The following is a 16,887-nucleotide window of genomic DNA, read 5'->3' as shown; positions in this document are numbered from 1 at the left end:
CGCGGTGACCGCTCTGACCGACCGCACCGACGACCGCTGGGACGACGGACTCATCGCGCGCTCGCGCCCCAAGGCCGTCGAGGCGGCCGAGGGCGCCGAGGGCGACGGCGAGGGCAACGAGGGCGAGGAAGGCGACGAGGGCGACGAGGCGCTCGTCCGGGCGGTCTCCGGCGCGGGCAGCGACGGCGGCAAGGCGTCCGCGCCCCCGCTCAGCCCCGAGGGGCGGGCCCTGCGCGCGCGCCTGGACGCGCTGCGCCAGCTGGTCGGGCTGTCCCGGACCCGGCTCGACGGCAAGACCCTCGCCGAGGCGGGCCGGGTGCTGGACGAAGCGGCCGCGCGGCGCGGGCTGTCACCGCAGCACACGGTCGTCGCGATCGCCGGGGCCACCGGAAGCGGCAAGTCCACACTGTTCAATTCACTCGCGGGGGTGCAGATCTCCGAGACCGGGCTGCGCCGGCCGACCACCGCCGCCCCCATCGCCTGTAGCTGGTCGGACGGGGCCGCCGGGCTGCTGGACCGGCTGGAGATCCCCGGGCGGCTGCGGCGCCGGCCCCGCGAGACCTCGGAGGCGGAGGCACTGCGCGGGATGGTCCTCGTCGACCTGCCCGACCTCGACTCGGCGGTCGGCGCGCACCGCGACCACGTGGACCGCGTACTGGCGCTGGTCGACGCGGTGGTGTGGGTCGTGGACCCGGAGAAGTACGCGGACGCGGTGCTGCACGAGCGGTACCTGCGACCGCTGGCCGGGCACGCGGAGGTGACCTTCGTCGTGCTCAACCAGGTGGACCGGCTGCCCGGGGAATCCGCCGACCTCGTACTGGACGACCTGCGGCGGCTGCTGGACGAGGACGGGATCGCACTGGGCGAGCACGGGGAGCCGGGGGCCACGGTGCTCGGACTTTCCGCGCTGACGGGTGAAGGCGTCGGGGAACTGCGCGAGCTCCTCGGACAGTTCACCCAGGAGAAGGGCGCCGCGACCCGGCGGATTTCCGCCGACGTCGATCGCGCGGCGGTGCGCCTGCGGCCGCTGTACGTGGCGGCCGGGCACTTGGGGCCGGAGATCGGGGAGGCGGCTCGCGCCGAGTTCGAGGACCGGCTCGCCGAGGCGGTCGGCGCCTATGCGGCAGGGATCGCGGCCGAGCGGGCCTGGCGGCGCAATGCCGGAAAGGCGTGCGGGACACCGTGGCTGCGGCTGTGGCGGTGGTACGAGAGCCGCCGCGCGCCGCGCACGCTGGCGGGCCTGGCCGCCCTCGCGGCGATCGGCGGGCGGGGCGCGCCGGTTCCCGAGGCGCCCGTCGAGGAGGAGGTGACCGCGCGCCAGAAGGTGGAGCTGGCCGTGCGGGCGGTCGCCGACGAGGCGGTCGCGGGCCTGCCCGAGCCGTGGGCGCAGGCGGTACGGGAGACGGCGGTGCGCGGCGCCGAACGGCTCCCGGAGGCGCTGGACGAGCTGGCGGTGACCCTCGGCGCGGCGGTCGCGGTGCCCACCGTCAAACCGCCGCGGCCCGCGTGGTGGCCGGCGGCGGTGCTGGGGCAGGCGGCGATGACGCTGCTGCAGATCTTCGGGGGCCTTTGGCTGGTCGGGCAGATCGTCGGGGTCCTGGAGCCGCAGCTGATGCCGCCGGTGCTGCTGATGGTGGCGGGCATCGTCGGCGGGCCGCTGGTGGAATGGGCCTGCTCGATCGCGGCCCGCGGCCCGGCGCGCAGGTACGGGCAGGACGCGGAGCAGACGCTGCGGCAGGCGGCGGCCGGGTGCGGGCGGGCCCGGGTGCTGGAGCCGGTGGCGGCCGAGCTGCTGCGCTACCGGGAGGTGCGGGAGCAGTACGCCGCCGTCGCCGCAGGGGGGACGCGGTTGTCCACAACCCGCCAGTAGTCCACAGGCCGGAGCGGGGATCCGCGGGCGGCCCCAGCATGGTGCGTACCCCGTGCGGACGGTCCGTGCGGGTGCGAATCACGGGGGAGGGCGGCCGGGATGAACGACACCCAGGTGACGCTCGTGGGGTACGTGGCGACGCAGATCGACTACAAGGAGACGGTGGGCGGCCCGTCGGCGAGGTTCCGTTTCGCCGTGACGCCGAGGTACTTCGACCGGCGCAAGGAGGCCTGGACCGACGGGTCCACCAGCTTCTACACGGTGTGGGCGCGGCGCACCCTCGCGGTGAACCTGGCCGGTTCGGTGTCGGTCGGCGAACCGCTCGTGGTGCACGGCCGGCTGCGGGTGCGGGAGGACCCGCCCGACGGGGAGGGCCAGCGGTGGGTCTCGGCGGAGATCGACGCCACGGCCGTCGGGCACGACCTCAACCGGGGGACGGCCGCGTTCCGCCGCGTGGTCAAGACCGATACGCCGCTGATGGGCAATCAGAAGGCGGCGGTGGTCTGAGTGTTCGAGCCGGATAGGATTCCCCGGTACTCACGGGCACCTGGGTCTTTGGCCCGAAGGGGAAGACTGTGTCGATTGCCGTTCCCGCATCCTCCGTTCCTGCTTCCGTTCCTGCTTCCGCTCCGGTTTCGGCTCGTCCTTGCGGTCGCTCTGCTTCCGGCGCCGTGTCGGTACGGGGCTCCGCGCGCCGCCCGCTGGCGGTGGCCCTGCTGGCCGCGGCCCTCGCCGCCGCGCCCGGCGCCCAAGCGGCCGCCGATTCCGACCCCGCGGCTTCCCGGGCGCCGGAGGGTGCGAGCGCCGTGCTGGACGGGCTGAAGACCTACGGGCAGGCGGTCCTCCGCTCCGGGGACGGATCGGTCCGGCAGATCCCGGCCGGCCTCTATGAGATGCGGGTCGACGGCGGCGGGATGCTCCAGACGTACGGGGTCGGCGTCGCGGGCAACGCGCAGCCGCAGGCCCGGTATACCGAAAGCGGCTGGGCCGGCAGCCCGCTGGCCGGGAACCGGGAGGCGGGCCGGATCCGCTGGGTCCTGGAGCACTCCTATCCCCAGCTGAACGATCTGGCCGGGCTCGCCAAGGTGGCCGGGGCCGGGGCGCTCACCGCGGAGAGCGCGGCGGCCGGGACCCAGGTCGCGATCTGGCGGCTGGCGGACGGGGTGCAGGTGGAGGCCGCGGACCCGGCGGCGGAGAAGCTGGCCGACTATCTGCAGCGGCAGGCCGGACAGCTGCCGGAGCCGCCCGCCTCGCTGGGGCTGGACCCGGGCGGCGTGTCCGGGGCGGTGGGCACCCGGCTCGGCCCGGTGACCGTGCGGACCGGGGCGCGGAGCGTGTCGGTCGTCCCTGACGCGGCGGCCGTCGCGATGGGGGTGCGGGTGGTGGACGCCGAGGGGCGGCCGATGGAGTCCGCCGTCAACGGCAGCCGGCTGTACTTCGAGGTGCCCGCGGGCACCCCCGACGGGACGGCCTCGGTCACCGTCCACGGCGCGACCAAGGTGCCGGTCGGGCGGTTGTTCACCAGCGGGGTGCCCGCCCGGGCGCTGATCGTGGCGGGCTCCAGCGAGTCCGCGGCCGCCGCCACGGCCACGGCGGTCTGGCCGGAGCCCCCGGTCGTCGGGACGGCCGCCACGGCCGGCGGGAACGCGGTCACGCCCGCCGGGCAGCAGGGCGTCCAGTCCGCCGCCGCCCAGGCCACGCCGGACTCCCCGGACGAGGAGCGGCTGGCCACCAGCGGCAGTTCGGCGGCCACCCCGGTCATCGCCTCCCTGGCGGTGGGCCTGGTGGTCCTGGGCGGCCTGGTGGTCCTCCTGCTCCGCAAGCGCCCGCTGGACGAGGGGGAGGACGGCCAGGCCTGATTTCGGATCCACGCCCCGGGGTAGGGGCAGACAATGGTGGATCAAGAACTGACCTGGCAGGGCACGGTGGTGCGGTGGGATCGCGCGCTGTTCGACATGGTGGCCCGGCGGCACTGGCACGGGGCGGACCGGGTACTGCCGCGGCTGGGGCGGGCCGCGAACCACGGGATGCTGTGGGGCGGGGCCGCCGCCGCGCTCGCCGTCTTCGGATCTGCCCGGGCCCGTAAGGCCGCCGTGCGCGGAGCCGCCTCGCTGGCGCTGGCGTCCGCGACCATCAACACCGTCGCCAAATGGTCCGTACGCCGCCCGCGGCCGCTGCTGGACGGCGTACCCGCGGTGCGGCAGCTGGCCACGCAGCCGCAGACCACCTCGTTCCCGTCCGGGCACTCGGCGTCGGCCTTCGCCTTCACCGCCGGGCTGGCGCTGGAGTCCCCGGGCTGGGGCGCCGTGCTGGCGCCGGTGGCCGCGTCCGTGGCCTTCTCCCGCGTGTACACCGGGGTGCACTACCCCTCCGACGTGCTCGCGGGGGCCGCGCTGGGCGTGGCGGCGGGCTTCGTCGTGGACCGGCTCGCGAGGGACGCCCAGGAGGCCAGGATCGTGCCGGGCGACGAGCGGACCGCCGTCGGCGTGCCCGCGCTGCCCGACGGGGAGGGGCTCACCCTGGTGGTCAACACCGGATCGGGGACGGCCGCGACCGCCGGGCTCGACGTACTGCGCACCCGGCTCCCCAAGGCCGAGGTGATCGAGTGCGAGGGCCCGGACCTGGCCGCCCGGCTGGACGAGGCGGCCTCCCGCGCCACCGTCCTCGGCGTCTGCGGCGGAGACGGCACCGTCAACGCGGCCGCTTCCGCCGCCCTGCGGGCCGGGCTTCCGCTGGCGGTGTTCCCCGGCGGCACCCTCAACCACTTCGCCATGGACCTGGGCCTCGGCGGACCCGAGGACACCTGCCGCGCCCTGGCCTCGGGCCACGCCGTCCGCATCGGCGTGGGCCGCTTCACCCCCGGACCGGAGGGCCGGTCGGGCTATTTCCTGAACAACTTCAGCATCGGCGCCTACCCGGAGCTGCTGCGCCACCGGCTGCGCTGGGGCCCGCGCATCGGCGGAGCCGCCGCCGCGCTGCTGGCGGCCTGGCAGGTACTGCGCGCCGAGCGGCCCGTGCGGCTCCGGCTGGCCGGGAGGCCCCGGAGCGTCTGGCTGCTCTTCGCGGGCAACGGCACCTATCACGGGACCGGCCCCACCCCCCGGCGCCGCGACAGCCTCGGCGAGGGCCTGCTCGACGTCCGGCTCGTCTACGGCGGCGGCCGTCCCGGCCCCCGCCTGCTGGCCGCCGCCTTCGCGGGCCCGCTGACCCGCTCCCCGGTCCACACCGCGACCCGGCTGCGCAGCCTGCGGATCGGGGACATCCCGGCGGGCACCCCCCTCGCCTACGACGGCGAGTACGCCGAGTCGCCGACGGCCCTGGTCCTCGACGAGCTCCCCGACGCGCTCACCGTCTACCGGCCGCGGACGTGACCTGACCGGACCGGACGGGACGGGGCCGAGCGGGGAACAGGACAGAGGGCAGGGCCTACGCGTCCACGCCGAGGTCGGCCCGCATCGCGGTGCCCATGACGCCGACCAGTGCCACCGCCAGTGCCAGCATCGTGTTCCCCATGGAGCCCCCCGGCCGCTCGTTCCCGTCGCCTTCAGGGGAATCCTGCCGTGCCGTCCGTCGCCCCGGGCGGCTCCACGGGAAAGTGCCCGCCCCGCCCGATGCCCCGCCCCTTGCGTGCTCGACCGGCCTTCATGACCGGAGCGTGAGGTCGGCCTACGGCCGCGCCCCAGCTCAGGGGCCCCGACCTTACGCGTTTCCCCCGGAGGGTGGACGGCTGGCAAGATGGGGTGTATCTGCCTGCCCATCGATCTGCCGGACGGTTTCTCTTGGCTGAGTACATCTACACCATGCGCAAGACGCGCAAGGCGCACGGCGACAAGGTGATTCTTGATGACGTCTCCTTGAACTTCCTGCCCGGCGCGAAGATCGGTGTGGTCGGCCCGAACGGTGCCGGTAAGTCCACCGTTCTGAAGATCATGGCGGGCCTGGAGCAGCCGTCCAACGGCGACGCCTTCCTGTCGCCCGGCTTCACCGTCGGCATCCTCATGCAGGAGCCCAAGCTCGACGAGTCGAAGACCGTCCTGGAGAACGTCCAGGACGGCGCCGCCGAGATCATGAGCAAGCTCAAGCGCTTCAACGAGGTCGCCGAGGAGATGGCGACCGACTACACCGACGCGCTCATGGACGAGATGGGCAAGCTCCAGGAAGTCCTGGACCACGCCAACGCCTGGGACCTCGACGCCCAGCTGGAGCAGGCCATGGACGCCCTGGGCTGCCCGCCCGGCGACTGGCCCGTCGTCAACCTCTCCGGTGGCGAGAAGCGCCGCGTGGCGCTCTGCAAGCTGCTGATCGAGGCCCCGGACCTGCTCCTCCTCGACGAGCCCACCAACCACCTCGACGCCGAGTCGGTGAACTGGCTGGAGCAGCACCTCTCGCAGTACAAGGGCGCCGTCGTGGCCGTGACCCACGACCGGTACTTCCTGAACAACGTCGCCGAGTGGATCCTCGAGCTCGACCGCGGCCGTGCCCACCCCTACGAGGGCAACTACTCCACCTACCTGGAGAAGAAGGCCACCCGCCTCAAGGTCGAGGGCCGCAAGGACGAGAAGCGCCAGAAGCGCCTCAAGGAAGAGCTGGAGTGGGTCCGCTCCAACGCCAAGGGCCGCCAGACCAAGTCCAAGGCCCGTCTCGCCCGCTACGAGGAGATGGCGGCCGAGGCGGACAAGATGCGCAAGCTCGACTTCGAGGAGATCCAGATCCCGCCGGGCCCGCGTCTGGGCTCGATCGTGGTCGAGGTCAACAACCTCTCGAAGGCGTTCGGCGACAAGGTCCTCATCGACGACCTGTCCTTCACGCTGCCGCGCAACGGCATCGTCGGCATCATCGGCCCGAACGGCGCCGGCAAGACCACGCTCTTCAAGATGATCCAGGGCCTGGAGGCGCCGGACTCCGGCACCGTCAAGATCGGCGAGACCGTCAAGATCTCGTACGTCGACCAGAGCCGCGCCAACATCGACCCCAAGAAGACCCTCTGGGCGGTCGTGTCGGACGAGCTGGACTACATCAACGTCGGCCAGGTCGAGATGCCGTCCCGCGCGTACGTCAGCGCCTTCGGCTTCAAGGGTCCGGACCAGCAGAAGCCGGCCGGCGTCCTGTCCGGTGGTGAGCGCAACCGCCTCAACCTGGCGCTGACGCTCAAGGAGGGCGGCAACCTGCTGCTCCTCGACGAGCCCACCAACGACCTCGACGTCGAGACCCTGTCCTCGCTCGAGAACGCGCTGCTGGAGTTCCCCGGCGCGGCCGTGGTCATCTCCCACGACCGCTGGTTCCTGGACCGGGTCGCCACGCACATCCTCGCGTACGAGGGCGAGTCCAAGTGGTACTGGTTCGAGGGCAACTTCGAGTCGTACGAGAAGAACAAGGTCGAGCGCCTCGGTGCGGACGCGACCCGTCCGCACCGTGCCACCTACAAGAAGCTCACCCGAGGCTGAGGTCCGCACCATGGCCAGACACCACTACCGGTGCCCCCTGCGCTGGTCGGACATGGACTCCTTCGGACACGTGAACAACGTGGTCTTCCTCCGCTACCTGGAGGAGGCGAGGATCGACTTCATGTTCCGGCTGGCGCCGGGGGAGGGCAGCGAGTCCTTCACGGGCGGGTCCGTCGTGGCCCGCCACGAGATCGACTACAAGCTGCCCCTCGTGCACCGTCACGAGCCGGTGCTCATCGAGTCCTGGGTGACCCGGATAGGCGCCGCGTCCCTGACCATCGGCTACGAGGTCAAGGACGAGGCGACCGAGGACGCGCCCGAGAGGATCTACGTGCGCGCCTCGACCGTGGTCGTGCCCTACAACCTCGCCGAGGGGCGGCCCCGCCGCATCACGGCGGAGGAGAAGCACTTCCTCGAGAAGTACCTCGACGAGCCCGTCGGCTCGGAAGGACGCCTCGCGGCATGAACGAACGGCTGCACTTCGCCGACTCCGGGGAGGCGGCGGACCTCGCCGCCTTCCTGGGCCGGCTGGTGCACTACGACCGCGCCGCCGCCGTCCGCCTTCAGGCCGGCGGCGGCGCGCTCGCCGTCTTCGGACGGCCGCCGTCCTTCGAGGTCCTGGCCATCCGCACGGTGCGGCTCGCCGCGCCCGTCGAGGCGCCGCTCGACTTGACGGTCTCCGCCGGTGAGCTCCTGGAATCCGTGGACGAGGCCTCGGCCGCGGCCACGGTGCCGCGGCCGGTCACCGGCCCGCCGTGGACCGGGGTGCTCCCGCCGCGCGGCGGCTGGCGGCAGCTGCCCGGGCTGCCCGGGCCCCAGGAGATGGGGGCGGCCGTGGCGGGTGCCGTCGCCGAGTTCCGGGCCCGCGACGAGGCCCTGCCCGAACAGCACCGGACCCGGTCCGAGCGCGACCGCATCGGCCGCGAGATCTGGTCGCGGACGCTGGGCGACACCGAGCTCCCGCTGCGCGCCGTGCACGCCGCGCAGTCCCTGGGCTTCCTGCGGCCGGTACGGGCCACCGTGCCCGCCGCCAGCCCGCGTACGGAGACCGCCCCCGACCCGGTGGCCCTGCTCGCCGCCGGGAGCTGGCTGCGGCTGCGTACCCCGTACGGCTCCGTCGCCATGCGCAGCCCCGGCCTGGGCGGCGGCCTGGGCGCCCTCCAGGTCCGCCCGGTCCGGACCTCGGGCTGATCTCCGGCTGAATCCCGGGGCTGAATCCCCGGCCCGGCTAACCCGCCGTGTTGATCATCGACGCGGCGGCGTACGTGAGGTACTTCCACAGCTGGGCCTCGTGCTCCGGCGCCAGGCCCAGCTCGTCCACCGCGACCCGCATGTGGCTCAGCCACGCGTCGTGCGCCGCCGCGTCCACCTGGAACGGGGCGTGCCGCATCCGCAGGCGCGGATGGCCGCGGTGCTCGCTGTAGGTGGTCGGGCCGCCCCAGTACTGGATCAGGAACAGCGTGAACCGCTCCTCGGCCGGGCCCAGGTCCTCCTCCGGGTACATCGGGCGCAGCAGCGGGTCCTCCGCGACCCCCTGGTAGAAGCGCCGGACCAGGCGGCGGAAGGTCTCCTCGCCGCCCACCTGCTCGTAGAAGGTCTGCTCCTGAAGCGTGCCCCGCGGAATCTCGTTCACCCGACCATCGTCTCAGACGCCCGGACGGAGGACCGGGGTCCTAGGACCCCCTGCACCGCGCCCGCGCGGACTCCGCGAGGTCGCACCCGAGGGCGGCCCGCAGGACAGTTGAGTCATGGGCGCACACACCTCTCGCACCACCCGCGTACGGGACCTGCGCGAAACCGCGCACGCCGCACAGGTGCGCGAGCTGACGGCGGCCGGGGTGCTGGACGACCCGGCCTGGCGGGCGGCGTTCGCCGCCGTTCCCCGGCACGTCTTCGTCCCCTACTTCTGGACCAGCCGCGGCGCCGGCCACGAACGGCTCTGGGCCGAGGACCCCGACCCCGAACGCCGGGCCCGCTGGCTGCGCGGGGTCTACGAGGACACCCCGCTCGCGACCCGGCTGCGCGACGGCGAGCTGGTCTCCTCCAGCAGCCAGCCCTCGCTGATGGCGAAGATGCTCCGGGCGCTGGACGTGCGCGACGGCGACAACGTGCTGGAGATCGGCGCGGGCACCGGCTACAACGCCGCCCTGCTGTGCCACCGGCTCGGCGACGACCTCGTCACCACCGTGGACCTCGACGAGGAGATCACCGAGTCCGCGCGTGCCCACCTGGCCGAGCTCGGCTACCACCCGGTGGTGGTCACGGGCGACGGGGCGCGCGGCTGTCCCGCCCGGGCCCCGTTCGACCGGATCATGGTGACCTGCACGCTGCCGCTCGTCCCGCACACCTGGCCGGCCCAGTGCCGGCCCGGGGCGCGGATCCTGGCCCCGCTGTCGACCGGGCTGATCGCGCTCACGGTCAGGGACGCCGACTTCGCCGAGGGCCGCTTCCTGCACAACCCGGCGTACTTCGTTCCGCTGCGCGGGGCCACGGCGGCGCCGCAGCCGTCGGCCGGGGTGCCGTACGGGCTCCCGTACGAGCTGGTGGAGAACGAGCGCTTCCAGTTCATGCTCGTGCTGACCGCGGGCGTCCTGCATCCCCGGGAGGCCCTGGACCTGTGGCGGCGCGAGGGCCGCCCGGCCCGGGAGCGCTTCGGGGTCACCGTCACCGCCGAGGGCCAGTGGTCATGGCTCGACGACCCCCAGGGGCCCTACTCGTGGCCCCTGGGGGAGGGGTGAATCAGTCCGGCGGAATCAGCCCCGGCGGATGGTGATCGTGGTCCAGGCGCCCACGTGGACACGGTCGCCGTCGGTGAGCGGGACCGGGACGTAGGGCTGGATCGGCTCCTCGCCGCCGTTGATGGTGGTGCCGTTGGTGGAGTTCTGGTCCACCACCGCCCAGCTGAGGTCGGGCTGCTGGACGAGGACCGCGTGCTGGTGGGAGACGCCCGGGTCCTCCGGGGGCACCGACAGGTCGATGTCGGGGGACTCGCCCGTGGAGGCGCGGCGGCGGCCGATGGTGATCTGGCCGCCGGAGAGCGGCAGGTGCTGCTCCGGGGAGTACGCGGGCAGGTTGAGCCCGGCCGCCTCGGGGCCGCTGCGCTGCATCATCGCCATGAAGTACGAGCGGTCGGGGCCGATCGTCGCGGTCCAGGAGCCGCTCTGGGACGGGTAGGACTGCTGCTGTGGCGGAGGCTGCTGCTGGTACTGCTGCGGCTGCGGGGGCTGGTGCTGCTGGTATTCCTGCTGGTACTCGCGCTGCTGCGGCGGCGCCGGGGGCTGCTGCTGGTACTGGGGCTGCGCGGGCTGCTGGTACTCCTGCTGCGGCTCGTGCGCGGGAGGCGGCAGCAGCCAGTCGTCCTCGCGCTGGAGCGGCTCGGCCGGCCGGTTGACCCGGGACGGCCGCGAGCCCTGGTACTCGAAGTGGTCCTGGGAGTACGCCCCGGGCGTCGGCACGGGCGGCTGAGGCGCGGACGGCGGCGCGGACGGGGGTGCCGACTGCGGCGCGGCGCCGGTCCCCTGGGGCCCCGGGTCAGGGGCGAGAGGGGTGTACGAAGTCGCCGTACGCGTCAGGAAGTTGTACCGGCACTCTTCGCAGAACGGGGCCATGGCCTCGCGCGGGGTCCGGCACTGCGGGCAGAGCTCCGCCTGGGCGGTCGGCTCACCGGCGGTCGGGGGGAAGCCGTAGCCGTAGGAGGGAGCCGGAGGGGGACCCTCCGGGGCAGCCATGCGGTGGCCGCAGACCTCGCACCAGTCGTCGGAGGCGGACTGGTGCCCGTTCGGGCAGGTCGGCATGGCGGCGCTTCCCCCTTCTTCTCCCTGCGTCATCGCGTCAGGTGTTCTCAGGACTTCTTCACTCGGACGGTCTGCGTCGAACGCGTTTCGAGGGTCATCTCGTCGGCGTCCGCAACCTTCGCTTTCAGGCGCACAGTACCCGCCGCGGCATCCACGACATCCACCACCTTCGCGAGGAGTTTCGCGGTGTCGGCGTTTCCGGAGGCACTGGCCAGCTGCACGGCGCGCCCGAGTTTGGCCGTGGCCCCGTCCACATTGCCCAGTTTCCGGGCTTCCAGTCCCTGCTGGATGGCCTGCGCGAGTTCCGCCTGCCCGGTGTAGTGGGCCACCTGCGGATTGATCGCGGTGGAGGCGGCCAGGTCGTCCGTCCACACCGCGCGCACCAGCCCCTGCGCGAGGACGAGCGGGCTCTGCCCCGGCGTGCCCGCCGCGCCCGGCAGGACGAGCGTGGCGCGGGCGGCGAGCATCTCCTGACCCACGGACGCATTCGGGACGCGCACGCACACGTGGTAGTCGCGGGACTCGTCGCCCCAGGAGCCCGTCGGGTAGTCGCCGGCGCGCGGGCCCGCCTCGGTGCGGCGGTCGGTCAGGTCATGGACGGCCGGCGCCACCTGCTTGACGTACTGGATCTCCGCCCCGACCGGGGTCCACAGGCGCAGCGCGACGTCCGCGACCTCCTTGCCCATGACGTTCTCCATCATGCGCGTGAAGTCCTCGGCGAGGTGGGCCGGATCGGCCACGATGTCGGCGGAGCCGAGCAGCGCGCTCGCGATGCCGGTGACCTCCTTGACCTCCCAGTCGGTGCCCACCCCGCGGGCGTCGCAGGTGAAGCGGCCCGCGCACGCGTCGAGGGTGGCGCGCAGCACGGCCGGGTCCTCGTGCTCGTTGCGGCCGTCGGTGAGCAGGATGCCGTGCCGTATGGCGGCGGGCGCCTGGCGCAGCAGTCCGTCGGCGAGGCGCAGCCAGGTGCCGATGGCGGTGCCGCCGCCGGAGCTGAGGCCGCGCAGCGCCTCCTTGGCCTGGGCGCGGGTGACCGGGTCGGCGACGGCGAGGCGGCCCTGACCCGGGTAGACCTCCTTGGCCACGTGCGTGCCGGCGATCACGGCGAAGGAGGTGCCGTCGCGCAGGGTGTCGACGGCCGCGGCCGTGGCCTCGCGGGCGCCGCGCATCTTCTCCGGCGGGTACTCCATGGAGCCCGAGCAGTCGACCATGATCACGACGGCCGCCGTGCCCTGGGCGGCCGTCGCGCGGGTGGCGGTGGCACCGCCGGTGGAGGTGACCGTGACGATGGCGTGGACGTCCCGCCCGCCCTGCGGGAGGAACTCGTTCTGGTACACCTCCACGCTGAAGCGCGGGGCGCTGGGCTTGGCGAAGTTCGCCATCGGTGGGACTCCTAGGGGCTGGCTCGGGCAGGCGGGTCAGGCCTGAGGGCGCACTTCCGGTTCCGTTTGTCTCTCCGGGCCCGGTTCCGGTTCCGCGCCCGGCTTCGGTTCCGGTCCGCTCTCCGCGGCGGGCGCGGCGGCGAACGGCACCACGGCCACGGTGATGTTGTCGTGTCCGCCCCCGTCGAGGGCGTGCCCCACCAGGACTTGTGCGCTGTGCAAGGGCCGGACGGCGGCGTCCGCGGGCAGCACCTGGGCCATCTCCCGTGCGGACTCAGCGTAGTTCCACAGGCCGTCGGTGCAGACGACGACCACACCGGGGTGGTCCGGCTTGAAGATGGCGGTGTGCGGTTCGAGGTCGTACGCGTCGGCCCCGAGCCAGCCGGTGATGGCGTGGGCGCGGACGTCGGCGTAGGCCTCGGCCTCGCCCATCAGCCCGGCCGCGACCATCTGGGCGGCCCAGGAGTCGTCCTCGGTGAGCCGACGGGGCAGGGCGGCACGGTCGTCGGGGACCCAGTACGCGCGGCTGTCGCCCACCCAGCCGATGGTCAGCAGGCCGCCGCTGACGACGGCGCCGACCAGGGTGCAGGCGGGGGCGTTCTGCGCGCCGGGGGTCGGCGGTGCCAGCGCGTTGACCGCGGCGGCCGCGGCCAGGATCGCGTCGTGCATGGCCTCCTGGGGATGGGCGCCGCGCGGGAGCGCGTCGAGGAGGGCCTCGTTGGCGGCGGCGGCCGCGGCCGCCGATGCCTCGTCGGGGCGGCTCGCGGAGGAGACGCCGTCGCAGACGATGGCCACGGTGGCGGCGGAGCCGTCGGGCAGGGCGGTGGCGGCGACCGCGAACGAGTCCTCGTTGCGGTGGTGGCGCAGCCCGCGGTCGCTGACGGCGGCGACGCTCCCGAGCTCCTCTTCGAGGTGGTCCCGCTCCCGGGGCTGGGCGTGCCCGCAGTGCTCGCAGTACCCGTCGGTGTCCACGTAACCCGAGCGGCAGGCGACGCAGGTCTTGCCCCCGTCCGCCTGTCCCGGCGCGGTGCCGTACGGGGCTTCGTGCTCGGGCCCGGCGCCCCGCGGGCTCTCCTCCGGGGGCGTGCCGGCGCCGCCGGGCGTGTCGTACCGGGCCTGCGGCCCCTCCGGCGCGGCGCCGTGCGTGTGCTCGGCCGAACTCCACGGGACGCCCTCCGACGGGGTGCCGGTGTGGTGCGGGCCTTCGCCCGCCCCCCACGGCGTCCCCTCGGGCGGTGTGCCGGGGCCGCCGGGCAGGTCGTACCGGCCGGCCGGCGCGGCGGCGGGCACCGCGGGCGCGGCCGGGCGCGGCTCCGGCTCCGGCTCCGGCGTGGTCCAGTCGGCCGGGCCGTCGACCAGGGTCGGCGCGGCCGCGGCCGCGCTGCCCCACCCCGGGGCGGGCCCGGGGGCGGGTCCGGCGGCGGCGACCGGTGGCGCCGTCGGCAGGGGGATCGTCGGATGGTCCGCGGACGCAGCCGGGGGAGGTGCGGTGACGGCGTAGCCGCAGACTCCGCAGAAACGGTCACCCTCCTCCAGCGGTTCCGCGCAGCTGGGGCAGCCCGACAGCCGATGCATCGACATCAATCACACCCACGTCCGGGGACGGAAACGGTTTGCCCGCTCCACCAGTTCGATCCTCTCCTCGCCCCGCTGCGCCAGCCGTGCGAGTACGCGGTACGAGCGCTCCAGGCCGAAGCGCAGGCCCCGTTCGTCCAGTTGACTGCCGAGCAGCGAGGTCCTTGCGGGGTCGGAACCCCGACAACCCGACAGTACCCAGTCGAGGGCCGAGCCCAGAACTTCCGTCGTGAGCCGCTCGTGGCGCTCCGGGTCCAGCCCGAACCGCCGCAGCGCCTCCACCTGGTCGGCGGCGGCCGTCAGATCCTCCAGCAGGGGCTCCTGAGGGGACCGGTCGCGCAGACGTGCGCGTACGGCCGCCACCCGCGCGGCGGTGTAGTGGATGGAGGCCTCCGGTACGGACTCCAGGGTGCGCACGGCTCCGTCCCGGTCACCGGCGGCCAGCTGGACCCGGGCCAGCCCGAAGGCCGCGCTCACGAATCCGGGGTCGGTGATCCAGACGAGGCGGTAGTACTCGGCCGCGTTGTCCAGCTGGCCCAGGACCTCCGCGCACAGCCCGAGGGCCAGCTTCGGCGCGGGCTCGCCCGGGAAGGCGTCGTAGATCGCGTCGAAGGACAGGGCCGCGATCTCGTCCTCCCCGGTGGCCAGCGAGGCGGTCCCGCGGGCCCACACCACCCGCCAGTCGTCCGGATGCCGGGCCTCCAGCTCGGCCAGGGCGCGGCCGGCCGCGGCCGGCTCGCCCAGCTCCAGCCGGGCCCGCAGCTCCCGCAGCCGCAGCTCGGCCGAATCGGCGGGCGCCGAGCCGAGGGCGCCCAGGAGGTCGCCGGGCGCGGTGGCCAGCAGGCCGGCGAGGAAACCGGCGTTGGGGTCGGAGGCGTCCACGAGCGGTACGGGCAGCGCCAGCGCGGTCTCACGGGCGTCGAGCGTCGTCGCTCCCGCGGGCGGCGGGGACACGGCTACGGGTGCGGCCCCCGGGGCCCCGGCCGGATCGGGCGGATTCGGCGGTGTCCCCGGTCTCGCGGACGCCGACCGCGGTCCGGGCACCGGCGCACCCGTCACATGCGTGGCCGTGGTCCCCAGCGAGGGCACGGACGCCGCGCCGGGCGGGGTCCCGCCGAGGGGAGGCTGGGGCCACGGGCCGGGTGCGCCGGCCGCGAGCGGGGCGGCGCCTGCCGACGGCCCGGCCACGGGAGCCGCCGCGGCCAGGGCGGCGGCCGGGGCGCGGCCGGCGCCGAACAGCCTGCTCCGCCGGGAGACCACGACCCGCTCGCCCAGCCGGGAGACCGCGGCCCCCGGCGCGTCGGTGAACAGCCGGGTGTCCGCAACGCGCAGCTCCGGGCCGAAGAGCGTGGACAACTGCGGCCGCGGCCGGCCCGTCTGGAGGGCGACCACCTCCCGCAGCACGCCCGTCAGCTGGTCAGCCATCTCCTGCGCGGACGAGAACCGCCGCCCCGGATCCGGGTCGGTGGCCCGTACGAGCAGCCGGTAGAAGGACTCGTACCGCCCGAACACCTCGATGTGCTCCGGGTCCGGGAGCGAGTCCACGAACACGTTGGTGTAGCCCTGGAAGTCGAAGGTCAGCACGGCCAGCGTGCGCGCCACCGTGTACAGGTCGGAGGCGACCGAGGGACCCAGCTCCGCGACCTCCGGGGCCTGGTAGCCCACCGTGCCGTAGATGGCCGACTGTTCGTCGTCCATCCGCCGCACCGCGCCCATGTCGATCAGCTTCAGCTGGTCCTGCTGCTGGATCGCGTTGTCGACCTTGAAGTCGCAGTACAGAAGGTTTCTGCTGTGCAGGTGGCCGAGTGCCTCCAGGGCCTCGATGCCGTACGCGCACGCCTGTTCCACCGGCAGCGGATCACGTCGGCCGTCCGGCTGGCGCCGCTCGTTCGCGATCTCCTTCAGGGATTTGCCGCCCACGTACTCCATGACGATGTACCCGTCCAGCGAACCGGTCCGCTGGTCCAGGTGCTCCACGAAGTTGTAGATCCGCACGATGTTGGAGTGCTCGATCTCCGCGAGGAAGCGCCGCTCGGAGATCGCGGCCTCCATCGCGTCCTGGTCCCCGGTGTCCAGCAGGCCCTTGAGCACCACCCACCGGTCCGAGACAGCCCGGTCCACCGCGAGGTACACCCAGCCGAGCCCGCCGTGCGCGAGGCAGCCGGCCACCTCGTACTGGCCGTGCACCACATCGCCCGCGCGGAGCTTGGGCACGAAGGAGTACGGGTGCCCGCACTTGGTGCAGAACCCCTCCGTACGGCCCGGCCGCTCGCCCCGGGCCCGTCCCACCGGGGCGCCGCAGTCCGAGCGCGAGCAGAACCGCTTGCGCTCCGGCACCTCCGGGTTCTCCAGGACCGCGGCCGAAGGATCCGGACGTGGTACCTCCGGTACGTTGACCAGCCCGGCCCCGAGGCGCCCGCGCCCCGAGGACGAGGGCGCCGAGCCGGAACTGCGCACCGACACCGACCGGGTGGAGGCGCTGCCCGACAGCGAGCGCGAGAGCCGCCCCGACACCGAGCGGCGGGACCCCGACGAACGCGACGAGCGCGCCGAGGCCGAGGACCGCGCCGAACCGTGCGAGCCCTGAGACCCCTGAGATCCTTGAGACCCGTGTGAGCCGAACGACCCCCGGGACCCGGCGGACCCCAGGGAGCCGCGCGCGGCGCTCGTCATCCCCGTCGGCGGCGACACCAGTTCGTCGGCACCCGCCGCGACGGAGCCGACGGGCGCCAGCCCGCAGGTGTCGCAGTACAGCTCGCCGCCACCCATGTCCTCGTACGTCCCCGGGCAGCCGGGGCGAACGCACGCCGTTCCTATCAGGC

General features: G+C 74.1%; 13 protein-coding genes. 8 read left to right on the top strand and 5 right to left on the bottom strand.

Features of this window, described 5'->3' with window-relative positions; all coding sequences use genetic code 11:
- Window positions 1-4: 4 nt before the first annotated feature.
- The 7 genes from OG429_RS14715 (at window position 5) to OG429_RS14685 (ending at window position 8,505) form a co-directional block, all read left to right on the top strand.
- Window positions 5-1,870: a GTPase gene (locus OG429_RS14715; RefSeq protein WP_328925780.1), complete on the top strand. Its 1,866-nt coding sequence runs from the start codon at window positions 5-7 to the stop codon at window positions 1,868-1,870.
- 99 nt (window positions 1,871-1,969) lie between these two features.
- Window positions 1,970-2,377 (top strand): single-stranded DNA-binding protein, encoded by a 408-nt coding sequence (locus tag OG429_RS14710; protein ID WP_328925779.1) that lies wholly within the window; start codon window positions 1,970-1,972, stop codon window positions 2,375-2,377.
- Window positions 2,378-2,541: 164 nt separating this feature from the next.
- The gene (locus tag OG429_RS14705; RefSeq protein ID WP_328925778.1) at window positions 2,542-3,729 is read left to right on the top strand and encodes a thioester domain-containing protein; all 1,188 of its coding nucleotides are present in this window, start codon (window positions 2,542-2,544) and stop codon (window positions 3,727-3,729) included.
- A gap of 33 nt (window positions 3,730-3,762) precedes the next feature.
- A complete protein-coding gene (locus OG429_RS14700) occupies window positions 3,763-5,241 on the top strand; it encodes a bifunctional phosphatase PAP2/diacylglycerol kinase family protein (RefSeq protein ID WP_328925777.1) in 1,479 nt (492 codons plus the stop codon).
- A gap of 408 nt (window positions 5,242-5,649) precedes the next feature.
- Window positions 5,650-7,314 carry an energy-dependent translational throttle protein EttA gene (gene ettA / locus OG429_RS14695; RefSeq protein WP_328925776.1) on the top strand — a complete coding sequence of 555 codons (1,665 nt, stop codon included), beginning with the start codon at window positions 5,650-5,652 and terminating at the stop codon, window positions 7,312-7,314.
- A 10-nt stretch (window positions 7,315-7,324) separates the two neighbouring features.
- A complete protein-coding gene (locus tag OG429_RS14690) occupies window positions 7,325-7,780 on the top strand; it encodes an acyl-CoA thioesterase (RefSeq protein WP_328925775.1) in 456 nt (151 codons plus the stop codon).
- Window positions 7,777-8,505 (top strand): hypothetical protein, encoded by a 729-nt coding sequence (locus OG429_RS14685; RefSeq protein ID WP_328925774.1) that lies wholly within the window; start codon window positions 7,777-7,779, stop codon window positions 8,503-8,505. Before OG429_RS14690 ends, OG429_RS14685 begins: the two co-directional genes overlap by 4 nt.
- Before the next feature lie 37 nt (window positions 8,506-8,542).
- Here OG429_RS14685 and OG429_RS14680 read toward each other — a convergent pair whose 3' ends face one another.
- Window positions 8,543-8,947 carry a globin gene (locus OG429_RS14680; protein WP_328925773.1) on the bottom strand — a complete coding sequence of 135 codons (405 nt, stop codon included), beginning with the start codon at window positions 8,945-8,947 and terminating at the stop codon, window positions 8,543-8,545.
- Window positions 8,948-9,062: 115 nt separating this feature from the next.
- On the opposite strand from OG429_RS14680, the gene OG429_RS14675 reads away from it, so the two are divergent.
- The gene (locus tag OG429_RS14675; protein WP_328925772.1) at window positions 9,063-10,052 is read left to right on the top strand and encodes a methyltransferase domain-containing protein; all 990 of its coding nucleotides are present in this window, start codon (window positions 9,063-9,065) and stop codon (window positions 10,050-10,052) included.
- Window positions 10,053-10,067: 15 nt separating this feature from the next.
- Here the strand turns inward: OG429_RS14675 and OG429_RS14670 are convergent, their stop codons facing one another.
- The 4 genes from OG429_RS14670 to OG429_RS14655 are packed head-to-tail and all read right to left on the bottom strand — an operon-like array spanning window position 10,068 to window position 16,882.
- Window positions 10,068-11,108 (bottom strand): FHA domain-containing protein, encoded by a 1,041-nt coding sequence (locus tag OG429_RS14670; RefSeq protein WP_328925771.1) that lies wholly within the window; start codon window positions 11,106-11,108, stop codon window positions 10,068-10,070.
- Between the two features lie 47 nt (window positions 11,109-11,155).
- On the bottom strand, window positions 11,156-12,490 hold the full coding sequence (locus OG429_RS14665) for a vWA domain-containing protein (protein WP_328925770.1): 1,335 nt from the start codon (window positions 12,488-12,490) through the stop codon (window positions 11,156-11,158).
- A gap of 36 nt (window positions 12,491-12,526) precedes the next feature.
- A complete protein-coding gene (locus OG429_RS14660) occupies window positions 12,527-14,071 on the bottom strand; it encodes a protein phosphatase 2C domain-containing protein (RefSeq protein WP_328925769.1) in 1,545 nt (514 codons plus the stop codon).
- A gap of 3 nt (window positions 14,072-14,074) precedes the next feature.
- Window positions 14,075-16,882, bottom strand: coding sequence for a serine/threonine-protein kinase (locus OG429_RS14655; protein WP_405681421.1), 2,808 nt, complete (start codon window positions 16,880-16,882; stop codon window positions 14,075-14,077).
- Between the last annotated feature and the right edge of the window lie 5 nt (window positions 16,883-16,887).

This window comes from Streptomyces sp. NBC_00190, assembly GCF_036203305.1.
Taxonomy (GTDB): domain Bacteria; phylum Actinomycetota; class Actinomycetes; order Streptomycetales; family Streptomycetaceae; genus Streptomyces.
Note: the sequence above shows the minus strand (reverse complement) of the source record. Positions and strands in the feature narration are given on the sequence as shown.

Coding starts and splice junctions, on each gene's coding strand:
- OG429_RS14710 (WP_328925779.1), top strand. CDS start 1,970: ATGAACGACACCCAGGTGACGCTCGTGGGGTACGTGGCGACGCAGATC.
- OG429_RS14700 (WP_328925777.1), top strand. CDS start 3,763: ATGGTGGATCAAGAACTGACCTGGCAGGGCACGGTGGTGCGGTGGGAT.
- OG429_RS14690 (WP_328925775.1), top strand. CDS start 7,325: ATGGCCAGACACCACTACCGGTGCCCCCTGCGCTGGTCGGACATGGAC.
- OG429_RS14685 (WP_328925774.1), top strand. CDS start 7,777: ATGAACGAACGGCTGCACTTCGCCGACTCCGGGGAGGCGGCGGACCTC.
- OG429_RS14675 (WP_328925772.1), top strand. CDS start 9,063: ATGGGCGCACACACCTCTCGCACCACCCGCGTACGGGACCTGCGCGAA.
- OG429_RS14670 (WP_328925771.1), bottom strand. CDS start 11,108: ATGCCGACCTGCCCGAACGGGCACCAGTCCGCCTCCGACGACTGGTGC.
- OG429_RS14665 (WP_328925770.1), bottom strand. CDS start 12,490: ATGGCGAACTTCGCCAAGCCCAGCGCCCCGCGCTTCAGCGTGGAGGTG.
- OG429_RS14660 (WP_328925769.1), bottom strand. CDS start 14,071: ATGTCGATGCATCGGCTGTCGGGCTGCCCCAGCTGCGCGGAACCGCTG.